General features: G+C 68.9%; 22 protein-coding genes. 8 read left to right on the forward strand and 14 right to left on the reverse strand.

The window, feature by feature from the left end; all coding sequences use genetic code 11:
- Positions 1-3: 3 nt before the first annotated feature.
- Positions 4-1,398 carry a D-arabinitol 4-dehydrogenase gene (gene dalD / locus HWX07_RS23730; RefSeq protein ID WP_175878155.1) on the reverse strand — a complete coding sequence of 465 codons (1,395 nt, stop codon included), beginning with the start codon at positions 1,396-1,398 and terminating at the stop codon, positions 4-6.
- A 119-nt stretch (positions 1,399-1,517) separates the two neighbouring features.
- Between dalD and HWX07_RS23735 the strand changes: the two genes are divergently transcribed.
- A complete protein-coding gene (locus tag HWX07_RS23735; RefSeq protein WP_175877878.1) occupies positions 1,518-2,570 on the forward strand; it encodes an RNA-guided endonuclease TnpB family protein in 1,053 nt (350 codons plus the stop codon).
- Positions 2,571-2,767: 197 nt separating this feature from the next.
- On the opposite strand, the gene HWX07_RS23740 is transcribed toward HWX07_RS23735, so the two are convergent.
- Positions 2,768-3,679 carry a LysR family transcriptional regulator gene (locus HWX07_RS23740; protein WP_175877879.1) on the reverse strand — a complete coding sequence of 304 codons (912 nt, stop codon included), beginning with the start codon at positions 3,677-3,679 and terminating at the stop codon, positions 2,768-2,770.
- A gap of 99 nt (positions 3,680-3,778) precedes the next feature.
- Here HWX07_RS23740 and mdlC point away from each other — a divergent pair, with 99 nt between their 5' ends.
- The 4 genes from mdlC (at position 3,779) to HWX07_RS23760 (ending at position 9,493) form a co-directional block, all read left to right on the forward strand.
- On the forward strand, positions 3,779-5,386 hold the full coding sequence (mdlC, locus tag HWX07_RS23745) for a benzoylformate decarboxylase (protein ID WP_175877880.1): 1,608 nt from the start codon (positions 3,779-3,781) through the stop codon (positions 5,384-5,386).
- A 29-nt stretch (positions 5,387-5,415) separates the two neighbouring features.
- Positions 5,416-6,867 (forward strand): aldehyde dehydrogenase, encoded by a 1,452-nt coding sequence (locus HWX07_RS23750; protein ID WP_175877881.1) that lies wholly within the window; start codon positions 5,416-5,418, stop codon positions 6,865-6,867.
- A gap of 14 nt (positions 6,868-6,881) precedes the next feature.
- Complete coding sequence (locus HWX07_RS23755; RefSeq protein ID WP_175877882.1) at positions 6,882-7,826, forward strand: 2-dehydropantoate 2-reductase; 945 nt, start codon at positions 6,882-6,884, stop codon at positions 7,824-7,826.
- 260 nt (positions 7,827-8,086) lie between these two features.
- On the forward strand, positions 8,087-9,493 hold the full coding sequence (locus HWX07_RS23760; RefSeq protein ID WP_175877883.1) for an MFS transporter: 1,407 nt from the start codon (positions 8,087-8,089) through the stop codon (positions 9,491-9,493).
- A gap of 29 nt (positions 9,494-9,522) precedes the next feature.
- Here HWX07_RS23760 and kynA read toward each other — a convergent pair whose 3' ends face one another.
- The 3 genes from kynA to kynB all read right to left on the reverse strand — a co-directional run bounded on the left by kynA (position 9,523) and on the right by kynB (position 12,482).
- Positions 9,523-10,458: a tryptophan 2,3-dioxygenase gene (gene kynA / locus HWX07_RS23765; protein WP_175878157.1), complete on the reverse strand. Its 936-nt coding sequence runs from the start codon at positions 10,456-10,458 to the stop codon at positions 9,523-9,525.
- Positions 10,459-10,559: 101 nt separating this feature from the next.
- Positions 10,560-11,810, reverse strand: coding sequence for a kynureninase (kynU, locus tag HWX07_RS23770; RefSeq protein WP_175878156.1), 1,251 nt, complete (start codon positions 11,808-11,810; stop codon positions 10,560-10,562).
- A 30-nt stretch (positions 11,811-11,840) separates the two neighbouring features.
- A complete protein-coding gene (kynB, locus tag HWX07_RS23775; protein ID WP_175877884.1) occupies positions 11,841-12,482 on the reverse strand; it encodes an arylformamidase in 642 nt (213 codons plus the stop codon).
- 129 nt (positions 12,483-12,611) lie between these two features.
- On the opposite strand from kynB, the gene HWX07_RS23780 reads away from it, so the two are divergent.
- Positions 12,612-13,112, forward strand: a complete 501-nt coding sequence (locus tag HWX07_RS23780) for an Lrp/AsnC family transcriptional regulator (protein ID WP_006477992.1) — start codon at positions 12,612-12,614, stop codon at positions 13,110-13,112.
- Here HWX07_RS23780 and HWX07_RS23785 read toward each other — a convergent pair.
- The 4 genes from HWX07_RS23785 to HWX07_RS23800 form a co-directional block, all read right to left on the reverse strand.
- On the reverse strand, positions 13,099-13,608 hold the full coding sequence (locus HWX07_RS23785; protein ID WP_006477993.1) for a flavin reductase family protein: 510 nt from the start codon (positions 13,606-13,608) through the stop codon (positions 13,099-13,101). The two genes, HWX07_RS23780 and HWX07_RS23785, sit on opposite strands and share 14 nt — an antisense overlap.
- A gap of 280 nt (positions 13,609-13,888) precedes the next feature.
- Positions 13,889-14,554: a hypothetical protein gene (locus HWX07_RS23790; protein ID WP_175877885.1), complete on the reverse strand. Its 666-nt coding sequence runs from the start codon at positions 14,552-14,554 to the stop codon at positions 13,889-13,891.
- Positions 14,551-15,957 (reverse strand): selenium-binding family protein, encoded by a 1,407-nt coding sequence (locus HWX07_RS23795; RefSeq protein WP_175877886.1) that lies wholly within the window; start codon positions 15,955-15,957, stop codon positions 14,551-14,553. The genes HWX07_RS23790 and HWX07_RS23795 overlap by 4 nt, the downstream gene beginning before the upstream one ends.
- Positions 15,954-16,175, reverse strand: a complete 222-nt coding sequence (locus HWX07_RS23800) for a hypothetical protein (RefSeq protein ID WP_154234414.1) — start codon at positions 16,173-16,175, stop codon at positions 15,954-15,956. The genes HWX07_RS23795 and HWX07_RS23800 overlap by 4 nt, the downstream gene beginning before the upstream one ends.
- A 346-nt stretch (positions 16,176-16,521) precedes the next feature.
- Here HWX07_RS23800 and msrA point away from each other — a divergent pair, with 346 nt between their 5' ends.
- A complete protein-coding gene (gene msrA / locus HWX07_RS23805) occupies positions 16,522-17,082 on the forward strand; it encodes a peptide-methionine (S)-S-oxide reductase MsrA (RefSeq protein ID WP_043888519.1) in 561 nt (186 codons plus the stop codon).
- Between the two features lie 25 nt (positions 17,083-17,107).
- Here the strand turns inward: msrA and HWX07_RS23810 are convergent, their stop codons facing one another.
- From HWX07_RS23810 to pdxH, 3 genes are all read right to left on the reverse strand, one after another.
- The gene (locus HWX07_RS23810; RefSeq protein WP_175877887.1) at positions 17,108-18,406 is read right to left on the reverse strand and encodes a DUF72 domain-containing protein; all 1,299 of its coding nucleotides are present in this window, start codon (positions 18,404-18,406) and stop codon (positions 17,108-17,110) included.
- Positions 18,407-18,429: 23 nt separating this feature from the next.
- Complete coding sequence (locus HWX07_RS23815) at positions 18,430-19,650, reverse strand: cyclopropane-fatty-acyl-phospholipid synthase family protein (RefSeq protein WP_089468306.1); 1,221 nt, start codon at positions 19,648-19,650, stop codon at positions 18,430-18,432.
- A 121-nt stretch (positions 19,651-19,771) separates the two neighbouring features.
- Positions 19,772-20,416, reverse strand: coding sequence for a pyridoxamine 5'-phosphate oxidase (pdxH, locus tag HWX07_RS23820; RefSeq protein WP_011546060.1), 645 nt, complete (start codon positions 20,414-20,416; stop codon positions 19,772-19,774).
- A gap of 128 nt (positions 20,417-20,544) precedes the next feature.
- Here pdxH and HWX07_RS23825 point away from each other — a divergent pair, with 128 nt between their 5' ends.
- Positions 20,545-21,402: a tRNA threonylcarbamoyladenosine dehydratase gene (locus tag HWX07_RS23825; protein ID WP_175877888.1), complete on the forward strand. Its 858-nt coding sequence runs from the start codon at positions 20,545-20,547 to the stop codon at positions 21,400-21,402.
- A 104-nt stretch (positions 21,403-21,506) separates the two neighbouring features.
- Here the strand turns inward: HWX07_RS23825 and trxA are convergent, their stop codons facing one another.
- Together trxA and HWX07_RS23835 are read right to left on the reverse strand one after the other, a co-directional pair.
- Entirely contained in the window at positions 21,507-22,355 is an 849-nt protein-coding gene (gene trxA, locus HWX07_RS23830) for a thioredoxin (protein WP_011694383.1), read from the reverse strand.
- A gap of 52 nt (positions 22,356-22,407) precedes the next feature.
- Positions 22,408-23,289, reverse strand: a complete 882-nt coding sequence (locus tag HWX07_RS23835; protein WP_175877889.1) for a pirin family protein — start codon at positions 23,287-23,289, stop codon at positions 22,408-22,410.
- Between the last annotated feature and the right edge of the window lie 210 nt (positions 23,290-23,499).

Genomic DNA, 23,499 nt, shown 5'->3' on the forward strand with positions numbered 1-23,499 from the left:
TCATCAGCGGGCGGCGAGCCAGGCGTCGACGCGCGCGAGCCCGGCGCGCAGCGCGTCGAACAGCGCCGCGTTGCCGGCGAGCGAGCCCCACAAGGCGCGGTTCGCGCACAGCGCGACGACCGGGTCGTCGGCTTCGACGATCGCGCGTGCGCTGCTGTCGTCCATCACGCCGTCCTGGTACGCATACGGCAGCGTGCCGCGCGCCCAGCGCTCGAGAAAGCGCAGGAACAGCGCGGGGAGCACGGCGGTGGCGACGGGCGCCGCGCCGCGCGCGAACGACTCGACGAGCGTTGGCGCGATGAAGCCCGGGATCTTCGAGAAACCGTCGGCCGCGACCCGCTGGTTCGTGTCGAGCACGTACGGGTTGCCGAAGCGCTCCAGCACGACGTCGCGATAGCGCGCGAGATCGAGCGGGCTCGGCGTGAGGCACGGGATCACGTCCTGTGTCACGTAGTCGTGCGCGAAGCGGCGGATTGCCGGGTCGTGCGTGCCTTCGTGGATGTACGTATGACCCGCGAGCGTGCCGGCCCACGCGATGCAGCTATGCGTCGCGTTGAGGATGCGGATCTTTGCTTCCTCGTACGGATGCACGTCGTCGACGAGTTCGGCGCCGGCCAGCTCCCAGCGCGGGCGACCGGCCGCGAAGCGGTCCTCGATCACCCACTGGATGAACGATTCGCCCATCACCGGGCACGCGTCGTCGACGCCGGTGGCCGTGAGGACGCGCTCGCGCACGTCGGCGGTCGGGCGCGGCGTGATGCGGTCGACCATCGCGCTCGGCGTCGCGACGTGCGCATCGAACCACGCGAGCAGGCCGCCTTCGCCGCGCCGTTCGAGGAATTCGCGCATCCCCGCGCGAAACCGCGCGCCGTTGTTGCGCAGGTTGTCGCAGCTTTGCAGCGTGAGCGGGCCCGCGCCGCGCTTCACGCGTTCGGCGAGCAGCGCGGCGAGCGCACCGTACAGCGTCGTGCGCGCGCCCTGCAGGTCGGCGGCGAGATCGGCGTTCGCGATGTCGAGCCGGTTGTGTTCGTCGAGGTAGTAGCCGCCTTCGGTGACGGTGAACGACACGATCCGGCACGCCGGATCGGCGCCGGCGTCGATCAGCGCGGCGAGGTCGATCGACCACGGCAGCACGCGCGTGATCGCACGGATCGTCTCGTACGCGCGCTCGCCTTGCGGCGTGACGGTTTCGAGCGTGTACGCACCGTGCTGCGCGGCGAGCGCGTCCATCGTCGCGCGCATGTCGTCGCGGATGTTGCCGACAGTCAGCGACCAGCGTTCGTCGGCCGGCACGGCCGCGTTCACGCGATGCAGATACCACGCCTGGTGCGCGCGGTGAAACGAGCCCGCGCCGATGTGCAGCAGCACGGGCGCGTGGGCGGCGGGCGATTCGGTCATCAGAATTTTCTCCGAGAAACCCCGCCATTTCGCCGAAGGGCACTTCCTACGGGGCGGATAGCGGGAAGGAAAGGCGTGCTGTTGACAGGCAGCTTCGTCCACGGGTTAGGATCACCGGCATGATCCTTGTCTACCGCTACCGCGTGAAGTCGCTCAATGGGCTGCTCAACAAGCAGAGCCGTGCGGTGAACTACGTCTGGAACTTCTGCAACGACACGCAGAAGCACGCGCTCAAGTGGGGCAAGAAGTGTCCTACAGGATTCGACCTGAACGTGCTGACGACCGGCAGCAGCAAGGAACTCGGTATTCACTCCGGCACGGTCAATGCGACGTGCGAGCAATACGCGAAGTCGCGCAGTCAGCACCGTCGGCCCTACCTGCGCTATCGCGGCAGGAAGTCGCTCGGCTGGGTGCCGATGAAGGGCCGAGACCTGAAGCGCGAAGGCGATGCGTTCCGCTTTGCCGGCAACACCTTCCGCGTGTTCAACAGCCGACCGCTTCCCGGAGGCAAGATCAAGCACGGAACCAACTTTGCGCAGGATGCAAGCGGCAACTGGTTTCTGAACATCGTGATCGAGATGCCGGATGTGCAGGCCCGCCCGATCCGTTCCGGCGTCGGCATCGATCTCGGCCTGAAAGACTTCGCCACACTTTCGACCGGCGAGAAGTTGCCCAATGACCGGTTCGGCCGACGCGCGGCGGAAAAGCTCGCGAAAGCGCAGCGGGCGCGAAAGCACAAGCGGCATATCGCGAAGCTGCACGCCAAGGTGGCGAACGCCCGTGGCGATTTCCAACACAAGCTCGCGCTCGATCTGGTGCGGCGCTTCGATTACATCGCTGTCGGCAACGTGTCGGCCGCAAAACTCGCCAGAACCAGGATGGCGAAGAGCGTCTACGACGCGTCCTGGTCGTCCTTCCGAAACAAGCTCCGCTACAAAGCGATCGCGCACGGGGCTACGTTCGAGGAAGTCGACGAAAGCGGTTCGACCCAGTCCTGTTCGTCGTGCGGATCGAAAGACAGCACGACGCGGCCGAAAGGTATCGCGGGACTGAGAATAAGAGAGTGGGCCTGCAGTGACTGTGGTGTCGAGCATGATCGAGATACCAACGCTGCGTTGAACATTCTCCGATGCGGACGTGCATCGCCAGATGTGGGAATCCTCCGCCTTTAGGCGGACGAGGACGTCAACCGGTGTCTCCTGTTGCGATCATTGCTGTCGAATACGATCATTTGCTCTTTGTGTGAGCGAATGATCGTATTCGGACGAGCGAAAGTCAAGGCGGGGAAACGGCATTTCGATGGTGCGCTGCGGCGGCGTGCGGGCAGCGCGGGGAGGGGGCGAACGGGCGGCCGGTGCGGAAAGTGTTGTCAGCGACCTTCGCGCGTCAATGCGACGAGTTCCTCGAGCAGCTTGCCCGCTGGCCCCGGCAGGATGCCGTGGCGGCGCCGGAAAGCGGTGAGCGTGCGCACCGCGACGACCTCGCGCACGGGCAGCGTGTCGATCGTGCCGGCGCGCTGCTCGGCGCCGTACATCGGCTCGGCCATCCAGCTCAGGAAGCCGGCATGCGCGACGAGGCTTTTCAGCGTCGTCACCGAGCGCGTCTCGACCGCGATGTCGGGCAGCGCGAGCCCGTGCGCGTCGAAGGTCGCCCGCATGTGGTCGAACGGCGCGGTGCCGCGCGGCGGAATCGCCCAGCGCGCGTGCAGCGTGTCGGCGAGCGTCGGCGCGCGGCCGAGCGTGCGCAGCGGATGGTGCGGCGCCGCAACGATATGGCTGCGGTCTTCCCAGCGGCACTCGGGAATCGCGACGATCTCGTCGGTATCGGGTCCGTGCGCGGACAGCGCAAGATCGATCTCGTGCTTGATCAGCCCTTCGGCGAGCCGGTCCCACACGCCTTCGATGATTTCGACGCGCAGGTTCGGCCAGCGATCGAGCACGCGGCCGACCGCGACCGGCAGCACGAGGCTCGCGATGCTGCCCACCGTGCCGACCTTGATCGTGCCCTTCGCGAGTCCGCGCATCGCGTCCAGTTCCTCGCGCGCATGCTCGGCCTCGTGCTGCAGCAGCGTCGCGTGCGGCAGCAACGCTTCGCCGAACGCGGTGAGCTGCACGCCCTTCGAATGGCGTTCGAACAACGGCGCGCCGACCTGATCCTCGAGCCGCTTCAGGATCCGGCTCAGCGCCGGCTGCGTGACGTGCAGCGCGTCGGCCGCGCGGCCGAGGCTGCCGCACGCGACGATCGTGGTGAACGCACGCAATTGCCGGAGATCGAAAGTCATGCTGGAACGTAATGGCTTTTCGCAGAAAATACAGTATCCGTGAATGGCTTGCGCTTCGATACTGTGGAAACCGCCAAGCCATCGAGGAGACGCCCGAGCATGTCCGGCACCCCGTCCCATTCCGCCGCACCCGTCACGGTTCGCGACGCCGTGATCGACCTGTTCCGCCAGTTCGGCATCGACCTCGTGTTCGGCAATCCCGGCTCGACCGAGCTGCCGATGTTCCGCGACTTCCCCGCCGATTTCCGCTACGTGCTCGGCCTGCAGGAGGCCGTCGTGGTCGGGATGGCCGACGGGCACGCGCAGGCCACCGGCAATGCGGCGGTCGTCAACCTGCATTCGGCGGCGGGCGTCGGCAACGCGATGGGCAATCTCTTCACCGCGTTCAAGAACCGCACACCGCTGATCGTCACCGCGGGCCAGCAGGCGCGCGCGATTCTGCCGTTCGATCCGTTCCTCGGCGCGACGCAGGCCGCCGAGCTGCCGAAGCCGTACGTGAAATGGAGCATCGAGCCGGCGCGCGCGCAGGACGTGCCGGCCGCGCTCGCGCGGGCGTACCGCATCGCGATGCAGGAGCCGCGCGGCCCCGTGTTCGTGTCGATTCCGGTCGACGACTGGGATCAGCCGGCCGAATTGCTGCCGCGCCGTGACGTGAGCAGCATCGTGCGGCCCGATCCCGACGCGCTCGCGCGGCTTGGCGACGCGCTCGACGCGGCGCGCCGCCCGGCGTTCGTGGTCGGCGCGGCCGTCGATCGCGCGGGCGCATGGGACGACGTCGTGCGCCTCGCCGAGCGGCACCGGGCGCGCGTGTACGTCGCGCCGATGTCGGGGCGCTGCAGCTTTCCCGAGGATCATCCGCTGTTCGCCGGCTTTCTGCCCGCGATCCGCGAGAAGATCGTCGCGCGGCTCGACGGGCACGATCTCGTGTTCGCGTTCGGCGCGCCTGCGTTCACCTATCACATCGAGGGCTTCGGCCCGCACGTGCCGCCGGGCGCGACGCTCGTGCAGCTCGTCGACGATCCGGGCGTCGCCGCGTGGACGCCGTCGGGCGATGCGGTGGTCGGCAATTTGCGGCTCGCCGCGCGCGATCTGCTGGCGCGGCCCGCGCCGCCCGAGCGGCCGATGCCCGAGCCGCGCGCGCCGCGGATGCGCGTCGACGCGCCTGCTGCCGGCGAACGCATGTCGGCCGCGTTCGCGCTGCAGACGCTCGCCGACGTGCGCGACGCGCACGACATCGTCGTCGAGGAGGCGCCGAGCGCGCGGCCGGTGATGCAGGAACATCTGCCGTTCACGCGCAGTGGCACGTTCTACACGATGGACAGCGGCGGGCTCGGCTACGGGATGCCGGCCGCCGTCGGCGTCGCGCTCGCGCAGCCGGGCCGGCGCGTGATCGCGCTGATCGGCGACGGCTCGAGCCTGTATTCGATCCAGGCGCTGTGGAGCGCCGCGCAGTTGAAGCTGCCGATCACGTTCGTGATCCTGAACAACCGGCGTTACGCGGCGCTGCAGGATTTCGCGCCCGTGTTCGGCTTCGGCCCCGACGATCCGGTGCAAGGCACCGATCTGCCCGACCTGGATTTCGTCGTGCTCGCGCAAGGAATGGGCTGTCGCGGCGTGCGCGTCGCCGAAGCGGCGAGGCTGCGCGATGCGCTGACCGACGCGCTGCGCGCGGCGACGCCGGTCGTCGTCGAAGTCGAGATTGCCTGACGCGCCGCGCGCGTCTTTCCGGAGATTCCATGCAAACCGTAGCGATGCTGATCGGCGGCGAACGCCGCCACTCGTCCGGCGGCGCGACCTTCGTGCGCCGCAACCCGCTCGACGGCGAAGTCGCGTCCGAAGCGCCCGCGTGCACCGTCGACGATGCGCGCGCGGCGGCCGACGCGGCTGCCCGCGCGTTTCCCGGCTGGGCCGCGCTCGGCCCCGGCGCGCGGCGCGCATTGCTGCTGAAGGCGGCCGCCGCGCTCGAAGCGAAGCACGAGCAGTTCGTCGCCGCGATGGCGGCCGAGACGGGTGCGTCCGCGCTGTGGGCCGGCTTTAACGTGCAGCTCGCGGCGAGCGGGCTCGTCGAGGCCGCGTCGCTGACCACGCAGGTTGGCGGCGAGTTGATCCCGTCCGACGTGCCGGGCTCGCTCGCGATGGGCGTGCGGCAACCGGCCGGCGTCGTGCTCGGCATCGCGCCGTGGAATGCCCCGGTGATTCTCGCGACGCGCGCGCTCGCGCTGCCGCTCGCGTGTGGCAACACGGTCGTGCTGAAGGGCTCGGAGCTGTGCCCCGTCACGCACGGGCTGGTCGTCGAGGCGCTGCAGGAGGCCGGACTGCCGCCGGGCGTCGTCAATTTCGTGACGAATGCGCCCGACGATGCGGGCGCCGTCGTCGATGCATTGATCGCGCATCCGGCCGTGCGCCGCGTGAATTTCACCGGCTCGACGCGGGTCGGCCGGATCGTCGCCGAAGCGTGCGCGCGTCACCTGAAGCCGTCGGTGCTGGAGCTCGGCGGCAAGGCGCCGTTCGTCGTGCTCGACGATGCCGATCTCGACGCGGCGGTTGCCGCGGCCGCATTCGGCGCATTCGCGAATTCCGGGCAGATCTGCATGTCGACCGAGCGCATCGTCGTCGACGCCTCGATCGCCGATGCGTTCGTCGCGAAGCTCGCCGACAAGGCCGCGTCGCTGCCGCTCGGCGATCCGCGCAACGGGCCCGTCGTGCTCGGTTCGCTGATCGACACGAAGGCCGTCGAGCGCTGCAACGCGCTGATCGACGATGCGCTCGCGCACGGCGCGACGCTGCGGTGCGGCGGCAAGGCAGACAGCACGCTGTTTCCCGCGACGCTGCTCGACCACGTGACGCCGGCGATGCGCATCTACGCGGAAGAATCGTTCGGCCCGGTGAAGGGCATCGTGCGCGTCGACGGCGAGGAGGCCGCGATCCGTTGCGCGAACGACAACGCGTTCGGGCTGGCGTCGGCCGTGTTCAGCCGCGACGTCGCGCGGGCGCTGCGCGTCGCGGCGCGCATCGAGGCAGGCATCTGTCACGTGAACGGCCCGACCGTGCATGACGAGGCACAGATGCCGTTCGGCGGCGTGAAGGACAGCGGCTTCGGCCACTTCGGCGGCAAGGCCGGCATCGCCGCGTTCACCGACCTGCGCTGGATCACCGTGCAGACGGCCCCGCGCCACTATCCGTTCTGACGAGGCCGCCGACGATGAGAATTGCAATTCTGGGCGCGGGCGCGATGGGCTCGCTGTTTGGCGGGCGGCTCGCCGAAAGCGGCGAAGCCGTCACGCTGATCGACGTGAACGATGCGCATCTCGATGCGATCCGCCGCGACGGGCTGCGCATCGACGACGACCGCGGCGACCGGCGCGTTCGCACGCTGCAGGCCGTGCGGCCGGAAGCCGCGAATACGCACGCGGCCGCAGCACTCGACACACCGTTCGATCTGCTGATCGTTTTCACGAAATCGCTGCATACGCGGGCGGCGCTCGACGGCGTGCGCGCGCTGCTGAGCTCGGACACGTTCGTGCTGACGCTGCAGAACGGGCTCGGCAACGTCGAGACGCTGAACGCGTTCGTGCCGCTCGAGCGCATCCTGGTCGGCGTGACGACGTGGCCGGCCGATGCGGCCGGCCCTGCGCACGTGCGCTCGCACGGCGCCGGCACGATCCGGATGATGACGGCAGACGGGGCGGCACGTCCATTTGCGACAGCCGTGGCCGACACGCTGTCGCGCGCGGGGCTCGCGTGCACGCTCGACGCCGATGTATGGGCCGCGATCTGGGAGAAGGTCGCGTTCAACGCGGCGCTCAACACGCTGTGCGCGACGACGGGCTGCACCGTCGACCAGCTCGGCCATCATCACGACGGGCCGCGGCTCGCGCTGGCGATCGCGGCCGAGACGGCCGCCGTCGCGCGCGCGAAGGGCATTGCGGTCGACGGCGAGCGTATCGCGCGCAACGTCGAGCATGCGATCCGCGACCATCGCGGCCATCGCCCGTCGATGCTGCAGGACGTGCTCGCGGGCCGTCGCACCGAAATCGATGCGATCAGCGGCAAGGTCGTCGCCGCCGCACGCGAAGCGGGCGTGGCGGTGCCGCACGCGGAGACGCTGCTCGCACTGGTCCGGTTGATCGACGCACGGGCGAACTGAGCAGCAGGCCGGCGGCCGGCTGGCGCCGCATGACGATACGGATGCCGCACCCGCGGGGCGGTGGCGCCGGATCGTGAAGGGTGGGACGAGACACCGGCGCCGATCGATGGGCGCCGCTCGACTGCACAGCATGAGATTCGGGCACGCGTGCGCGCGCCAGCCCGGACAACCGGAGACGCCATGAAAACCATCGAATGCCGTTGTCTTGTCGCGCACCGTTCGCGCATCTTGCCGCCGACGCGCGGCGTCCGGGAGGCCGCATGAGCACGCCCGACGCACTGAATGAACGGCGGCCGCCGTCGATCGACATCGGCACGACGCTCGACGACGGCCCGTTCACGCCGATGCAGCGCTGCGTAGTGCTGCTCGCCGCGCTCGCGATCGTGCTCGACGGCTTTGACGGCCAGTTGATCGGTTTCGCGATTCCGGTGCTGATCCGCGAATGGGGCATCACGCGCGGCGCGTTCGCGCCGGCCGTCGCGGCGGGACTGGTCGGGATGGGCATCGGCAGCGCCTGCGCGGGGATCGTCGCGGACCGCTTCGGCCGCCGCCAGGCCGTGATCGGCAGCGTGTTCCTGTTCGGCATCGCGACCTGCGCGATCGGGTTCGCGCCCGACGTCGCGACGATCGCGATGCTGCGTTTTTGCGCGGGGCTCGGGATCGGCGGCGCGCTGCCGACGGCCACGACGATGACCGCCGAATACACGCCCGCGCGGCGCCGCACGATGATGGTGACCGCGACGATCGTCTGCGTGCCGCTCGGCGGGATGCTGGCCGGCCTGTTCGCGCACGAGGTGCTGCCGCGCTACGGCTGGCGCGGGCTGTTCTTCGCGGGCGGCGCGTTGCCGCTCGTGCTCGGCTTCGTGCTGGTGCGCGCGTTGCCCGAATCGCCGCGCTATCTCGCGCGGCGCCCCGCACGCTGGCCGGAACTCGGCGCGCTGCTCGCGCGGATGCAGCGGCCGGTCGCACCGGGCACCGTGTTCACCGATACGAAGGACGCCCGTGCGCCGGGCAGCCGCGGCGGGTTCGGCGCGCTGTTCGCGAGCGGCCAGGCGCGCGACACGATCGCGCTGTGGTGCGCGTTCTTCATGTGCCTGCTCGCCGTGTACGCGGCGTTCAGCTGGTTGCCGACGATGCTCGCGGCGAGCGGGTTGAGCGTGTCGGTCGCGGGCTCGGGCCTCACCGCGTACAACCTCGGCGGCGTGATCGGCGCGCTGCTGTGCGCGTGGGCGATCGCGCATGCGGGGTCGCGCTGGCCGCTCGCGCTGTGCAGCATCGGCGGCGCGGCAAGCGCGGTATGGCTGATGGGCGTCGATGCCAGCCGCCATACCGGCTGGCTGATCGTCGGGCTCGGTCTGCACGGGCTGTTCGTCAACGCGGTGCAGTCGACGATGTATGCGCTGTGCGCGTACATCTATCCGACGGCCGTGCGCGCGACGGGCACCGCGAGCGCGCTCGCGTTCGGCCGGCTCGGCGCGATCCTCAGCGCGTTCGCGGGCGCGATCGTGATCACGGCGGGCGGCGCGGGCGCGTACCTGACGATGCTGGCCGTCGCGATGGGGGTGGTGTGCATCGCGCTGCTCGCGATGCGGCGGCACATTCCGCGGCTGTCGCGGGCGGCGGAGCAGCCGCGCGAAGGGGAGGCGCTCGCCCGCACGTCGTCGTGATCGTCGTGACGGCGGGCGCGAGGCGTGCGTTACAGCGTGGTGCGCACGTGCCAGAGCTCGGGGAACAGCACGACGTCGAGCATCTTGCGCAGGTACGGCGCGCCGCTCGTGCCGCCGGTGCCCTGCTTGAAGCCGATGATGCGTTCGACCGTCGTCACGTGACGGAAGCGCCACTGGCGGAACGCATCCTCGAGATCGACGAGTTCCTCGGCCATCTCGTACAGCTCCCAGTGCTGCTGCGGATGACGATAGACCTCGAGCCACGCGGCCTCGACCGTCTCGTCGTGCCGCGTCGGCTGGGTCCAGTCGCGCTCCAGCCGTTCCGGCGCGATCGGGAAGCCGCGCCGCGCGAGCAGTCGCACGACTTCATCGTAGAACGACGGCGCCTCGAGCGTCGCGCGCACCTGTTCGAGGATGTCGGGCCGGTGCGCATGCGGCTGCAGCATCTGCGCGTTCTTGTTGCCGAGCAGGAATTCGAGCTGGCGATACTGGTACGACTGGAAGCCCGACGACTGGCCGAGATACGGCCGCATCGCCGAATACTCGGACGGCGTCATCGTCGACAGCACGTTCCACGCCTGCACCAGCTGCTCGAGGATGCGCGACACGCGCGCGAGCATCTTGAACGCGGGCGGCAGCGCGTCGGTGCGCACCGCATCGAGCGCGCCGCGCAATTCGAACAGCGCGAGCTTCATCCACAGCTCGCTCGTCTGATGCTGGATGATGAACAGCATCTCGTTGTGATCGGGCGACAGCGGATGCTGCGCGTCGAGGATCGAATTCAGCGACAGGTAGTCGCCGTAGCTCATCGACTTCGAGAAATCGAGCTGCGCGTTGTGCCAGCCGGCTTGAGCGTCGGCCTCGCCCGGCACGTGCGGGGCTTCGTGCGCGGCTTGCGCCGATTGTGCGGCGCGTGCGCCCGAGAACGGGCAGCCTGCCGGCGCGTCGCCGCCGGGGGGCTGCATATGACCAGAATTCACGACTTTCTCCAGATTTGAATGACGAACGCGTGGCGCGCTTCGCATGCAACGGCGGCATGCAACGGCGGCGCGCCGCGCAGAACCGGTTAGGTCACCGCGCCGCGTTCGGCGAACTCGGGTGCCTTCCACGCGTCGGTGGCGAGGATGTCGCGCAGCGTCTCGACCGCATCCCACACGTCGGCGAAGCGCGTATAGAGCGGCGTGAAGCCGAAGCGCAGCACGTATGGCTCGCGGTAGTCGCCGATCACGCCGCGCGCGATCAACGCCTGCATCACTTCGTAGCCGTGCGGATGCTCGAAGCTCGCCTGCGAGCCGCGCTGGTGATGCGCGCGCGGCGTGACGAGCTTCAGCGACAGGCCCGCGCAGCGCGCCTCGACGAGCGCGATGAACGCGTCGGTCAGCGCGAGCGACTTGCGGCGAATCGCGTCCATGTCGGTCTGCAGGAACACGTCGAGCCCGCATTCGACCATCGACATCGACACGATCGGCTGCGTGCCGCACAGGAAGCGCGCGATGCCCGGATCGGGCGCGAAGCCCGGCTGCATCGCGAACGGCGCACGGTGGCCCCACCAGCCCGACAGCGGCTGCGAGAAATGCGCGAGATGGCGCTGCGGCACCCACACGAACGCGGGCGAACCGGGCCCGCCGTTCAGGTACTTGTACGTGCAGCCGACCGCGCCGTCCGCGCGTGCGCCGTTCAGGTCGACCGGCACCGCGCCGGCCGAGTGCGCGAGATCCCACAGCATCAGCGCGCCCGCGTCGTGCACGAGCTGCGTGACGGCCGGCATGTCGTGCATGTAGCCGGTGCGGTAGTTCACGTGCGTGATCATCGCGACGGCCGTGTCCGCGCCGAGCGCGCCGGGCAGGTCGGCCGGATCGTCGATCAGGCGCAACTCGTAGCCGCCGCCGAGCTGCTCGATCAGCCCCTGCGCGATGTACAGGTCGGTCGGGAAGTTCGAGCGCTCCGACACGATCACGCGGCGCTCGGGTGCGCGCTCCGACTGGTGGCGCAGCATCGCCGACAACAGCTTGAACAGGTTGATCGAGATGGTGTCGGTCACGACCGTTTCGCCGGGCGCGCCGCCGATCAGCGTCGCGAGCTTGTCGCCGAGGCGGCGCGGCAGCGCGAACCAGCCGGCCGTGTTCCAGCTGCGGATCAGGCCTTCGCCCCATTCGGCGCCGATCACCTGCTGCGCGCGGGCGGCCGACGCGCGCGGCTGCGCGCCGAGCGAGTTGCCGTCGAGGTAGATCACGCCGTCGGGCAGCGAGAACTGGTCGCGCAGCGGGGCCAGCGGGTCGTCGCGGTCGAGCGCGAGCGCATCTTCACGGGTCTTGATCATCATGATGTGGGGATGTAGGTCGGGTAATCAGGAAGCGTGCGCCGGCAGCGCGCGCAGCACCGCGCGCACGGGGCTTGCGTCGAGCGTCGCGAACTTCAGCGGCAGCGCGATCAGTTCGTAGTCGCCGGGCGGTACGTCGTCGAGCACGATGCCTTCGAGGATCGCCATCCGGTGCGCGCGCACGCGGTGATGCGCGTCCATCGTCTTCGATTCCTGCGGGTCGAGCGACGGCGTATCGATGCCGATCAGCTTCACGCCGTGCGCGGCGAGCAGGTCGACGGTATCGGGCGCGACCGCGCAGAAAGCGCTATCCCATTGTTCGACCGCGGCGCGCGCATACGTGCGCAGCAGCACGCGCGGCGGCACGCCGTCGAGCGCGGCTTCCACATCGGTCGGCCGCACGACCGGCGATGCGCCGATGCAGTGGATCACGCGGCACGGGCCGAGATAGGTGTCGAGCGGCACCGCGCCGATCGGCGCGCCGTCGGCATCGTAGTGCAGCGGCGCGTCGCAGTGCGCGCCCGTGTGCGGCGACAGCGTCAGGCGCGCGACGTTGACCGGCGAGCCGGCCTCCATCCGCCATACGCGTTCGACGGCAACCGGCGTATCGCCCGGCCACACGGGGGTGGCGGGGCTGACCGGCGGCGAGATGTCCCAGAGTGTGTCCATGGCATGACGAGGCGTGATTCGATCCTTCGAATGATAGGTGGACGCTCGCAGAAAGTGCTTGCGAAATAAACATGGACAATCCGCCGGATTGGCAGATAATTCGACTCAGAGGGAAAACGGGGACCAAAAATGCACGCGATCACGCTCGATGCCACCGACTGCCGGATTCTGGCGGTACTGCAGGAGGAGGGCAGAATCAGCAATCTCGACCTGGCCGAACGCATCTCGCTTTCGCCATCCGCCTGCCTGCGTCGCATGCGCCTGCTCGAGGAGCAGGGCGTGATCGAGCACTATCGCGCGTGCCTGAGCCGCGAGAAGCTCGGCTTCGAGCTCGAGGCGTTCGTGCAGGTGTCGATGCGCAACGAAGAGAATCAATGGCACGAGCGCTTCGCGGAAGCGCTGCGCGAATGGCCGGAGGTGGTCGGCGCGTTCGTCGTGACGGGCGAGAGCCACTATCTGCTGCGCGTGCTCGCGCACAACCTCAAGCACTATTCGGATTTCGTGCTGAACCGCCTGTACAAGGCGCCGGGCGTGATGGACATCCGGTCGAACATCGTGCTGCAGACGCTGAAGGACGAAGCCGGCGCGCCGGTCGGGCTGGCGCGCACGGGAGCGATCAAAGCGGTGTGAGGCCGTGGAAGCCGCCGCCGTGGAACACGAGCGGCGGGGCCGTTTCCGATACCGCGCGCACGCCGCAGCGCTCCACTTCACCGACGAAGATCACGTGGTCGCCTTCGTCGTAGCGGCTGCGGTTGTGGCATTCGAACCACGCGAGCGCGCCGTCGAGCACCGGCATCCCCGAATTGCCGGCCGCATGCGCGATCCCTTCGAAGCGGTCGCCCTTGTAGGTCGAGAAGCGCTTGCACAGGTCGAGCTGCGACGCCGCGAGCACGTTCACCACGTAATGGCTGTTGCCGCGGAACACCGGCGTCGACGCCGATTTGTGCGCGAGGCTCCACAGCACGAGCGGCGGATCGAGCGACACCGAATTGAACGAGCTGGCGGTGATGCCGATCAGCTGGCCGGACGGCGCGCGCGTCGTGATCACCGTCACGCCCGTCGCGAACTGGCCGAGCGCCTGCCGGAAGGCGGCCGCGTCGAAATCCGGCGGATTGGCGTGGCTCATCGGGCAGCCATCCGGAACGGGACGGGCGGGCGCGACACGACACGGGCGCGACGGGCGCGGCGGACGAAGAATGACAACGCGGTCGATTGGGAAGGGATGCGCATGGCCCGATTTTAGCGGAATCGGGGGCGCCGGGCCCGGTCGGGCGGCGCGTCGCGACAGCAGGGTGACGTAGCGAACACTGCGGCGCGCGGCCGGCAACGCCGTTCCGTCACGTTTTTTAACGGTGCGGCCATTCCATTCGGTGCCGCATTGCACGAACCGGGCATCGCTGCCCGCACTATCGCGCCGCCGCCAGCCCGAGTGACAGCGCTCCCGTCACGATCAGGCTCGACGCCCACACCGCATCGAGATTGAACCAGCTCCGCGCCACGAACTTCAGCCCGAGATAGCGGTACACGAGCCACGCGAGCCCGCCGCCGGCGGCGATCATCGCGGCTGCATGCACGGCCGCGACGACGAGCGCCATCCCGAGATGCGCATCGACGAGCCTCGCCGCCGCGCGGTGGCCGGCATCCCGGTCGAGCCCGCACAGGCCGAGGTAGATCGGCACGAGCATCAGCCCCGCGCCATGCGCGAGCGCGACCGCGAACGACCACAGGCCGAGCCGCGCAGGCGGAATTCGCGCGAGCGCCCGCGGATGCCGGCGCCGGATCAGCAACACCGCGCCGAAGCCGATCACGAGCGCGCTCGCGCCGATCCGGATCGCCGTCTGCCACGCGAGCAGCGCCGCAAGCAGCCCGAACGGCAGCATCACCGCGAAGACGGCCAGCGCATGGCCGAGCGCGAGATAGCCGAGCGCCGCGACGAGCGCGCCGCCGCGGCGCGTCATCAGCGCGTTCGATACCGCGAGCGGCCAGCCCATCGCCGGGTTGAGCCCGTGATAGACGCCGCTCGCGAGCACGGCCGCCCACAACCCGAGCGGCGCGGAAAGACCGGCGCTCAACGCTTGACCGACGGATAGCAGAACGAGTCGGTCGAGCAGTCGCCGCCTTCGAGCCGGATCTGGTGCGCGCGATAGCCGTCGGGGAATTCGACCCAGTAGTCGTCGGCGAGCGTCAGCCCGCCGTCCGGCCCCGCATGCGCGAGCACCTGCGCGGCCGGCACGCCGTCCGGATAGAACTGGTCGTCCCACGTCGAATAGAGCGAGTTGGTCCAGTACACGCGCCGGCCGTCGCGGCTGATCTCGACCATCTGCGGGCCGCCCGCGAACGTGCGGCCGTTCGGGTGCGGCGCACGGCGCGCGATGCCGCCGATGCGCACCGACCCCGCGAGCACCGGGTGGTGCGGGTCCGACACGTCGTACTGGCGCATCTCGCCGGTGCCCCAGCACGACACGTACAGGAAGCGGTCGTCGAGCGACAGGTCGATGTCGGTCACGAGCGGCGGCACCGCGCCGAATCCTTGCAGCAGCGGCGGCAACTCGTCGGCCGCGGCCGGTTCGGCCGGGATCGTCGCGGTTTTCTTCACATGGAACTTGCCGCCTTCGCGCCACCAGGTCCAGATCGAGCCTTCGAGATTGGTCGTATCGACCACGACGCCGACGAATCCGTATTCACGCACCGGGTCGTGCGCGGGCCGCACCTCGAGCGCCATCTGGTGCTGCGCGCCGAGGTCGATCGTCTGCACGTTGCGCCGCGCGCGCAGGTCCCAGAAATGCAGCCGGTGCCCGTACTTGTTCGCGAGCAGATCCTCGGGGACGATCCCGTTCTCGAATTGCGGCGGCAGCGCCCATTCGCTCGACACCATGTAGTCGCGCGGCAGGTTCCACCAGAAGTCGTAATGCTTGTCCTGCGGGCCACGATCGATCTCCCAGCGGCCGAGCACGTCGAAGGTCTCGCAATCCATGATGAAGATGCCGGGCGCGCCGTCGGTGCCGTCCTTGCCCGCGCCGCCGAGCGTGCTCACGTAGATGCCCTCGGGCCCGCAATGCACGGTGTGCGGCCGCGAATAGCCGGTCTTCGCGAAGATCTCGTCGGGCTCGATGATCTTGTGGATGCGCGCCTGCGTCGGATGCGGCTTCGTGTCGATCACGTAGATGCGCGACGAACGCAGGCCGGGGATGATCAGGAAGCGGCGTTCGAGGAACGCATGGCCGGTCAGCGGCGACAGCGACGACGAGCACGCATTCCAGCCGAAGTGGTGAAACTCGTCGCCGGTGTTCGGCATCGTCACCGTGTGCACGATCTTGCCGTACGTCGACGAGCCGGGCTTCACGTCGATCACCGCGAGCGCGTCGGGTCTGGAAAAATCGGGGCTCAGCAACAACGTATAGGCAAACTCCTCCGCCGGCGCCTGCATCGCAAGCTCGGGCGAAGCGTGAAACGTCGGGTCGGGCCGCATGCTCATGGTGATGTCCTCTGAATGGTGTCGAATCGTGGACGCACGGCCGTTCGTTGCGGGCGTGCGGACTGCGGTGGCCGCGCGGCGCGCATCATGCCGGCGCGGCGATCGGCCAGGCGGACGCCCGCGTCGGCGACGCGCGCGATGCCGTGCATCAGGTCGTGAAAGCGGGAAAAGGCGAGAGGTTGGCGCGCCGCGCACTCGGTGAAACGGGCGTGCACCATCGCGATGGCGCGATGGACGTAGCGGCGACGGGGCCCGCGACGCGGGCGATGTCTGTTAAGGCGTGCATATCGATGTTCCGGCAGATGATGTGGGCATCGGGGGCGGGCATGCATCGGACGCTGCGCGGGTGCGACGGGTTGGCCGCCGCTTGCGCGTGCCTAAGTGTAGACGAGAAACACGCGGCGGGGCGCGTGCGGCGCCCTGTCCGATCTGCCAGTTGCGCGCACGAGTGAGATACTTGGTGAAGTGCCGCTGCCTCCCGCCTCGCGGGCGGGCAGCGGCGATGCGAAACGATGGCGCCGGCACTGGCGTGCCGGCTGCCGTCATCCACGAGGGACTGATTTCATGGGGAACGAGATGCTTGAAACCGCGACGCTCGGAGGCGGGTGTTTCTGGTGCACGGAGGCCGTGTTTCTCGACGTCGACGGCGTGACGGCCGTCCAGTCGGGTTACGCGGGCGGCCATACGCGCAATCCCGGCTATCGCGACATCTGCGAAGGCGACACCGGCCACGCGGAAGTCGTCAACGTGACGTTCGATCCGGCACGCATCGGCTATCGCGAGATCCTCGAGATCTTCTTCGCGACGCACGATCCGACCACGCTGAACCGGCAGGGCAACGACGTCGGCACGCAGTACCGGTCGGTCGTGTTCACGCATTCGGATGCGCAGCGCGACACGGCGCTCGACGTGATTGCCGAGCTCGAACGCGAACAGGTGTTCGGCCAGCCGATCGTCACGCAGGTCGTGCCGCTCGACGGCAACTACTGGCCGGCCGAGGACTACCATCAGAACTATTACGCGCGCAACCCGGGGCAGGGCTATTGCTCGGTCGTGATCGGGCCGAAGCTCGCGAAATTCCGGCAGAAGTTCTCGCACCGGCTGAAGTCGCTGCGCGGCGCGTAAGCGTCGGCGGCGGCGGAAACCGCGGTCACGCCGCCTCGTTACGCCACTGTGCGCACGCGGCGGCGATTTCGCGTGCGAGCGCGATGCACGACAGCGGCGCGGAGCCTTCCGCCTTGTTGTTGATCGTGATGATCACCGGCTGCCCGGCCAGCGCGTAGCGCGCGGCCAGTTCGGCGAGCGCCGAGCGTGTGGCCGGATCCTCGTCGACGAGCTTGTCGAACGGCTCGTATTTCGCCTTCGCCTGCTCGTACTTGAAACCGCCGTGCAGGCTCCAGCGCACGATCAGCGGGCCCGGCGCGTCGCCGTCGAGCAGCGCGAGCGCGGCGGCCTGGCGCAGCGGGTCGGGCATCCGCGCGTGCAGGCCGACGCAGTAGCGCACGCCGAGCGTGGCCAATGCGCGGATGAAGCGCGGCGTGAGCAGGCACGCGTCGCGGATCTCGATCGCGTAGCGCGTGCCGTCGGCATCCGGCGGCAGCGGCGGCAGCGCCGCGAAGAACGCGGCGAGCCGGTCGATCAGCGCGGCCGGTTCCGCGAGCAGTTGGTCGGGCAGCGGCGAGAACTGGAACACCAGCACGCCGGCTTTGCGGCCGAGCCCGTCGAGGCACGGCTGGACGAATTCGCGGGTCGCGAGCTGGGCATCGAGGAAAGTCGGGTTCGGCCCGGACGGCTCGCCGCGCCGGCCGCGGATCACCGCATCGGTCACCGCGGCCGGCGCCTTCACGACGAAACGGAAATCGTCGGGGACCTGCTGCGCGTAGCGCAGGTAATCGGCCACCGACAGCGGACCGTAGAACGATCTATCGAGGCTCACGCTCCTCAGCAGCGGATGCGCGCCGTACGCTTCGAGCCCTTCGCGCGACAGCTTCGTCTGCGCGAAATCGCCGTCGTAGACGATGCCGTTCCAGCCGGGGAAATACCACGACGACGTGCCGAGCCGCACGTTCGGCGGCAGGCCTGCCGCGGCGTCGGCGACGTCCGCCGGGACCGGTGCGGGAAGCACGCCACGTTTGCGGCGGCCTTTCTTCGATGGCGCTGCCGGCGGGGACGGTTCGTCCCACAGCATGCCGGATGATGGCGCAGGTTCGTCGTCGGCGGGACGGGAGATCGTACGGGCAGGGGGTGGTGCCGGTTGTGCGTCTTTCCGCGTGTCCGGCATCACGTGCTCATCGGGGCTGGCGGAGCGCTCGTCGTCCGCTGGTGACGCACGTGCGGCATCCGTCGGCACGCCGAACAGGTCGAACTGTCCGTCGGCGTGCGACTCGTCGGCGTCGTCGCGCTGCTGTCGTTGCGGCGGCGCCTTGCGCCGCGTCCTGCCGTCACCCATGCATGCCCAGCGTGATGCGCCGCCTAGCGCGGCAGCGCGTGTTCGTACATGTAGCGCCGCGACCACGGCAGCGTTTTCGCGCTGCGTCCGGCCTTGCGGCACACGATCTGGAAGATCGACACGTCGTCGTGCTCGAACGCATACGCGCAGCCGGCAAGATACACGCGCCAGATACGGAATTTTTCGTCGTCGACGAGCTTTCTCGCTTCCTCGGCTTTCGCTTCGAAGTTTTCCGTCCAGATATCGAGCGTGCGCGCATAGTGCCGGCGCAGGCTTTCGACGTCAACCGCCTCGAGTCCGCCGCGCTGCGCCGCTTCGAGCGCGAGGCTGATGTGCGGCAGCTCGCCGTCCGGGAACACGTAGCGATCGATGAATTCGCCGCCGCCGAGCGCCGTTTCGCCGCTTTCCGCATCGGTCGACGTGATCCCGTGGTTCATCGCGATGCCGTCGTCGGCGAGCAGTTCACGCACGCGCGAGAAGTAGAGCGGCAGGTTCTTGCGGCCGACGTGCTCGAACATCCCGACGCTCGTGATCCGGTCGAACTGGCCTTCGATCTCGCGGTAATCCTGCAGACGAATCTCGATCTTGTCCTCCAGCCCCGCCGCCTTCACGCGCGCGGTCGCGAGGTCGAACTGGTTCTGCGACAGCGTCACGCCGAGACACGTCGCGCCGAACTTCTGCGCGGCGCGCAGCACGAGCGCGCCCCAGCCGCAGCCGATGTCGAGCAGGCGCTGGCCGGGCTGCAACTGGATCTTCGTCAGGATGTGGTCGATCTTCTTGATCTGCGCGGTGGCGAGATCCTCGTCGCCGTTCTCGAAGTACGCGCACGAGTACACCATGTTCTCGTCGAGCCACAGCTGGTAGAACTCGTTCGACACGTCGTAGTGGTACTGGATCGCCTTCTTGTCGGTGCTCTTCGTGTGATTGAAATAGCGCTTCACGCGTGCGAGCTTGCTGGCGCTCGTCACGGTGCTGCGCGCGAGCGAGTAGCCGATGTTGATGATGTCCGACAGCTTGCCTTCGATGTCGATCTTGCCCTTCACGTACGCCTCGCCGAGATTGTCGAGGCTCGGTTCGAGCAGCAGCGGCAACGCCGACGCGCTGTTCACCTTCAGCGTCACCTGCGGTGCGCTGAAGGTGCCGAAATCGAGTTGATCGCCGTTCCACAGCACGAGTCGCGCCGGTATGTTCGCTTTCGCCCGTACTTCATCCGCCCACTGTGCCAGCTTCTTTTCCCAGAACATTTGGATTCTCCGTTTGTTCGTTGAATCGAATACAGCCAAGTATCCTGACCGGCGCCCGCCGCTTGCGGCGCGGGCACCCGGATGCAACACGAGACACGACCGGCGCGCGCCGGCGCCGCGCTTACGGCGACAGGCGCGAGATCGTCCAGCCCGACGCCGCCGCCGCGTCGCGCGTATAGAGCAGGCGGTCGTGCAGCCGCGACGGGCGCCCCTGCCAGAACTCGATCGAGTCGGGCACGAGGCGATAGCCGCCCCAGTGCGGCGGGCGCGGCGGGTTGTCGCCGTAGCGTTCGCTGACGGCCTTCTCGCGCGCTTCGAGCGTCGCGCGGCTGTCGATCACGGCGCTCTGCTCCGACGCCCATGCGCCGATGCGCGAGCCGAGCGGGCGCGACGCGAAATAGCGGTCGCTTTCTTCCGCGCTGGTTTTCTCGATCCGGCCTTCGATGCGCACCTGGCGCTCGAGCTCGATCCAGTAGAACAGCAGCGCGGCTTGCGGATGCACGGCGAGATCGTGACCCTTGCGGCTTTCGTAATTGGTAAAGAAGACGAACCCGCGTTCGTCGACGCCCTTGATGAGCACGATTCGGGCCGACGGCCTGCCGTCGGCGCCGACCGTCGCGAGCGTCATCGTGTTCGGCTCGGGCAGCTTGGCGGCGAGCGCCTCCTTGAACCAGCGATCGAACTGGGCGAAGGGGTCGGGGGCGGCATCGGCTTCGTCGAGCGAAGCGCGTGAATAGTTGATGCGGAGATCGGCGAGAGTCGTCATGTTATGCAAACGCTTCAATCTGGGGCCAGTATAGCGAACGCGCGAGAATCGTGCGTGCACAGTGGCGCGTGGGAGCGGGGAGTTCAGGCAGAATAGAGGGCTGCACGACTTACGTTTTCCTTGCTGCCATGTCCTCCGCCGACGCTGCCCCGCCCAGTTCTTCTGATCTTACCCCGCCACCGGAAATCCAGCTTGACGTGGATCGCGCGCGGCGTTTCGGCGGCGTCGCGCGCCTGTACGGCGCGCCGGCGGCGGCCGCGTTCGAGCGGGCGCACGTCGCGGTGATCGGGATCGGCGGCGTCGGGTCGTGGGTGGCCGAGGCGCTCGCGCGCAACGCGGTCGGCACGCTGACGCTGATCGATCTCGACAACGTCGCGGAGAGCAACACGAACCGGCAGATCCATGCGCTCGACGGCAATTACGGCAAGCCGAAGGTCGACGCGATGGCCGAGCGTATCGCGCTGATCGACCCCGCGTGCCGCGTGAACCGGATCGAGGATTTCGTCGAGCCCGACAACTTCGACGCGCTGCTCGGCGGCGGCTTCGACTACGTGATCGACGCGATCGACAGCGTACGCACGAAGGTCGCGCTGATCGCGTGGTGCGTCGCGAAACGGCAGCCGTTGATCGTGGTCGGCGGCGCGGGCGGGCAGCTCGACCCCACGCGCATCCGCATCGACGATCTCGCGCTGACGATCCAGGATCCGCTGCTGTCGAAGGTGCGTGCGCAGTTGCGCAAGCAGCACGGTTTTCCGCGCGGGCCGAAGGCGCGTTTCAAGGTCAGCGCCGTGTATTCGGACGAGCCGCTGATCTACCCGGAAGCGGCGGCCTGCGACATCGAGGACGGCACGGAGCCGTCCGCGGCCGCGCACGTCGCGGGGCTCAACTGCGCGGGCTTCGGTTCGAGCGTGTGCGTGACCGCGAGCTTCGGTTTCGCGGCGGCCGCGCATGCGCTGCGGGCGATCGCGGCACAGGCGGCCGGCTGAGCGTGCAACGCGCGGGCAGGAAAGGGTGATGCTGCGGCGCGGGTAACGCGCGTCGAGCGATACGGCAGGTCAGCCGGGCCACGAGAGGCCCGGCTGCTTGTACATCAGTTGAGCGCCATGCTCAGCTTGCGTCGCCACGCGGCGACGAGGTCGGGGCGATCGCCGGCCAGTTCGAACACCGAGATCATCGTGCGGCGGCCGAGGTCGTCGCCGTATGCGCGATCGCGCGTCACGATTTCCAGCAGCTGCTCCAGCGCGCCTTCGTACGCGCGCCGCGCGATCAGGCTCTGCGCGAGGTCGAAGCGCGCGTCGAGATCGGCCGGATTCGCCGCGATGCGCGCTTCGAGCGCATCGGTCGGCGGCAGGTCGGCCGTGGCGTCCAGCGCGTCGAAACGGGTCTTGATCGCCTGGTAGCGCGGATCGCCGTTCTGCACGGTTTGCGGCGACAGGCGCTCGGTTTCCGCGCGCGCGGCGTCGACCTCGTTGCGCGCGAGCAGCAACTCGATCAGGTCGAGGCGCGCGTCGTCGTAACCGGGGTTCAGTGCGAGCGCCGCTTCGAGGTGGGCGAGCGCATCGTCGAAGCGCTGTTCGGCCATCGCATACTGCGCGGCGCGGCGCTCGGCTTCCTCGGCCGCCGGCAGCAGCCGGTCGAGGAACGCGCGCAACTGGCCCTCGGGCAGCACGCCGACGAACTGGTCGACCGGGCGCCCGTCGGCGAACGCGATCACGTGCGGGATGCTGCGCGTCTGGAAGTGCGCGGCGAGTTCCTGGTTCTCGTCGACGTTGACCTTCACGAGCTTCCAGCGGCCTGCGTAATCGGCCTCGAGCTTTTCCAGCAGCGGGCCGAGCGTCTTGCAGGGGCCGCACCACGGCGCCCAGAAGTCGACCAGCACGGGCGTGTCCAGCGACGCCTCGATGACGTCTTTCTCGAATGTGGCAAGCGTGGTGTCCATGTCGTTCTCTTCCGTTCGAATATCGTCAGGATGGGGGCGGCGCGCCGCTTTTTCAACGCGGCTTCGCTTCGGGCAGCGGAATCCACTCGGTCTCGCCGGGTACCTTGCCCATTTCCTGGCGCGTCCACGCCGCTTTCGCCCGCTCGATCGCGTCGCGGCTGCTCGCGACGAAATTCCACTCGATGAAGCGTTCGCCGTCCATCCGCTCGCCGCCGAGCAGCATCGCGCGCGCGCCGCTGCCGCTCGTCAGCGTGACCGTCGCGCCCGGCGAGAGCACGGCCATCTGTTCGGCCGGTACCGGCGTGCCGTCGATCGCGAGTTCGCCGTCGACCACGTAGACCGCGCGCTCCTCGTGCGATGCATCGAGTTCGAGCTGGCCGCCGGCCGCGAATTCGGCCGCGACGTACAGCGTGCGCGAGAACGTCGTCACGGGCGAATGCAGCCCGAACGCGTCGCCGGCGATCACCGTCAGCGCCACGCCGTTTTCGTCGCGCTTGGGCAGCGTGTCGGCCGCGTGGTGCTCGAACGACGGCTCGGTCGTCTCGTGCGCCTGCGGCAGCGCGACCCAGGTCTGGATGCCGTGCACGGTGTGGCCGCTCGCGCGCTGCGCGTCCGGCGTGCGCTCGGAGTGGACGATGCCGCGGCCGGCCGTCATCCAGTTCACGTCACCCGGCACGATTTCCTGCAGCGAGCCGAGGCTGTCGCGGTGCAGGATCGCGCCGTCGAACAGGTAGGTGACCGTCGCGAGCCCGATGTGCGGATGCGGGCGCACGTCGAGCCCCGTGCCGGCGGGCAGCGCGGCGGGCCCCATGTGATCGAAGAAGATGAACGGGCCGACGAGGCGTGCGGCGAGCGCGGGCAGCGTGCGGCGCACCTGCAGGTTGCCGATGTCGCGCACGTGCGGCTTCAACAGGGCTTTGATCGAATCGGTCATGGCGGGCCTCGTGGGGAGCGGCGGGATTGCCGGTCATTGTACTGGCGGCGCGGCGGTGCGCGTGACGGAGGAACGCGAAACGCGCGTGGCGCGATGCACCCGCGCAGGCACGCGTCGTGCGGCATTCATCGCGTCGCGCAAGCCGCTGCATTGCACAAGCCGCCGCGTCCGCCGCCGATTCCATGCAGGCCGCGCGGGTATCGGGCCGGG

Origin of the sequence: Burkholderia sp. BCC0097 (genome assembly GCF_902832985.1) — a bacterium.
GTDB classification, from domain to species: Bacteria; Pseudomonadota; Gammaproteobacteria; order Burkholderiales; family Burkholderiaceae; genus Burkholderia; species Burkholderia orbicola.

What these genes read in the sequence shown, in the direction of transcription:
- msrA (WP_043888519.1), top strand. Translation starts at nt 16,522, where the DNA reads ATGGGGAACGAGATGCTTGAAACCGCGACGCTCGGAGGCGGGTGTTTC.
- HWX07_RS23755 (WP_175877882.1), top strand. Translation starts at nt 6,882, where the DNA reads ATGAGAATTGCAATTCTGGGCGCGGGCGCGATGGGCTCGCTGTTTGGC.
- HWX07_RS23785 (WP_006477993.1), bottom strand. Translation starts at nt 13,608, where the DNA reads ATGAGCCACGCCAATCCGCCGGATTTCGACGCGGCCGCCTTCCGGCAG.
- kynA (WP_175878157.1), bottom strand. Translation starts at nt 10,458, where the DNA reads ATGCAGCCCCCCGGCGGCGACGCGCCGGCAGGCTGCCCGTTCTCGGGC.
- kynB (WP_175877884.1), bottom strand. Translation starts at nt 12,482, where the DNA reads ATGGACACACTCTGGGACATCTCGCCGCCGGTCAGCCCCGCCACCCCC.
- HWX07_RS23810 (WP_175877887.1), bottom strand. Translation starts at nt 18,406, where the DNA reads ATGGGTGACGGCAGGACGCGGCGCAAGGCGCCGCCGCAACGACAGCAG.
- mdlC (WP_175877880.1), top strand. Translation starts at nt 3,779, where the DNA reads ATGTCCGGCACCCCGTCCCATTCCGCCGCACCCGTCACGGTTCGCGAC.
- HWX07_RS23835 (WP_175877889.1), bottom strand. Translation starts at nt 23,289, where the DNA reads ATGACCGATTCGATCAAAGCCCTGTTGAAGCCGCACGTGCGCGACATC.
- HWX07_RS23750 (WP_175877881.1), top strand. Translation starts at nt 5,416, where the DNA reads ATGCAAACCGTAGCGATGCTGATCGGCGGCGAACGCCGCCACTCGTCC.
- HWX07_RS23780 (WP_006477992.1), top strand. Translation starts at nt 12,612, where the DNA reads ATGCACGCGATCACGCTCGATGCCACCGACTGCCGGATTCTGGCGGTA.
- HWX07_RS23760 (WP_175877883.1), top strand. Translation starts at nt 8,087, where the DNA reads ATGAGCACGCCCGACGCACTGAATGAACGGCGGCCGCCGTCGATCGAC.
- trxA (WP_011694383.1), bottom strand. Translation starts at nt 22,355, where the DNA reads ATGGACACCACGCTTGCCACATTCGAGAAAGACGTCATCGAGGCGTCG.
- dalD (WP_175878155.1), bottom strand. Translation starts at nt 1,398, where the DNA reads ATGACCGAATCGCCCGCCGCCCACGCGCCCGTGCTGCTGCACATCGGC.
- HWX07_RS23825 (WP_175877888.1), top strand. Translation starts at nt 20,545, where the DNA reads ATGTCCTCCGCCGACGCTGCCCCGCCCAGTTCTTCTGATCTTACCCCG.
- pdxH (WP_011546060.1), bottom strand. Translation starts at nt 20,416, where the DNA reads ATGACGACTCTCGCCGATCTCCGCATCAACTATTCACGCGCTTCGCTC.
- HWX07_RS23795 (WP_175877886.1), bottom strand. Translation starts at nt 15,957, where the DNA reads ATGAGCATGCGGCCCGACCCGACGTTTCACGCTTCGCCCGAGCTTGCG.
- HWX07_RS23815 (WP_089468306.1), bottom strand. Translation starts at nt 19,650, where the DNA reads ATGTTCTGGGAAAAGAAGCTGGCACAGTGGGCGGATGAAGTACGGGCG.
- HWX07_RS23740 (WP_175877879.1), bottom strand. Translation starts at nt 3,679, where the DNA reads ATGACTTTCGATCTCCGGCAATTGCGTGCGTTCACCACGATCGTCGCG.
- HWX07_RS23800 (WP_154234414.1), bottom strand. Translation starts at nt 16,175, where the DNA reads ATGGTGCACGCCCGTTTCACCGAGTGCGCGGCGCGCCAACCTCTCGCC.
- HWX07_RS23735 (WP_175877878.1), top strand. Translation starts at nt 1,518, where the DNA reads ATGATCCTTGTCTACCGCTACCGCGTGAAGTCGCTCAATGGGCTGCTC.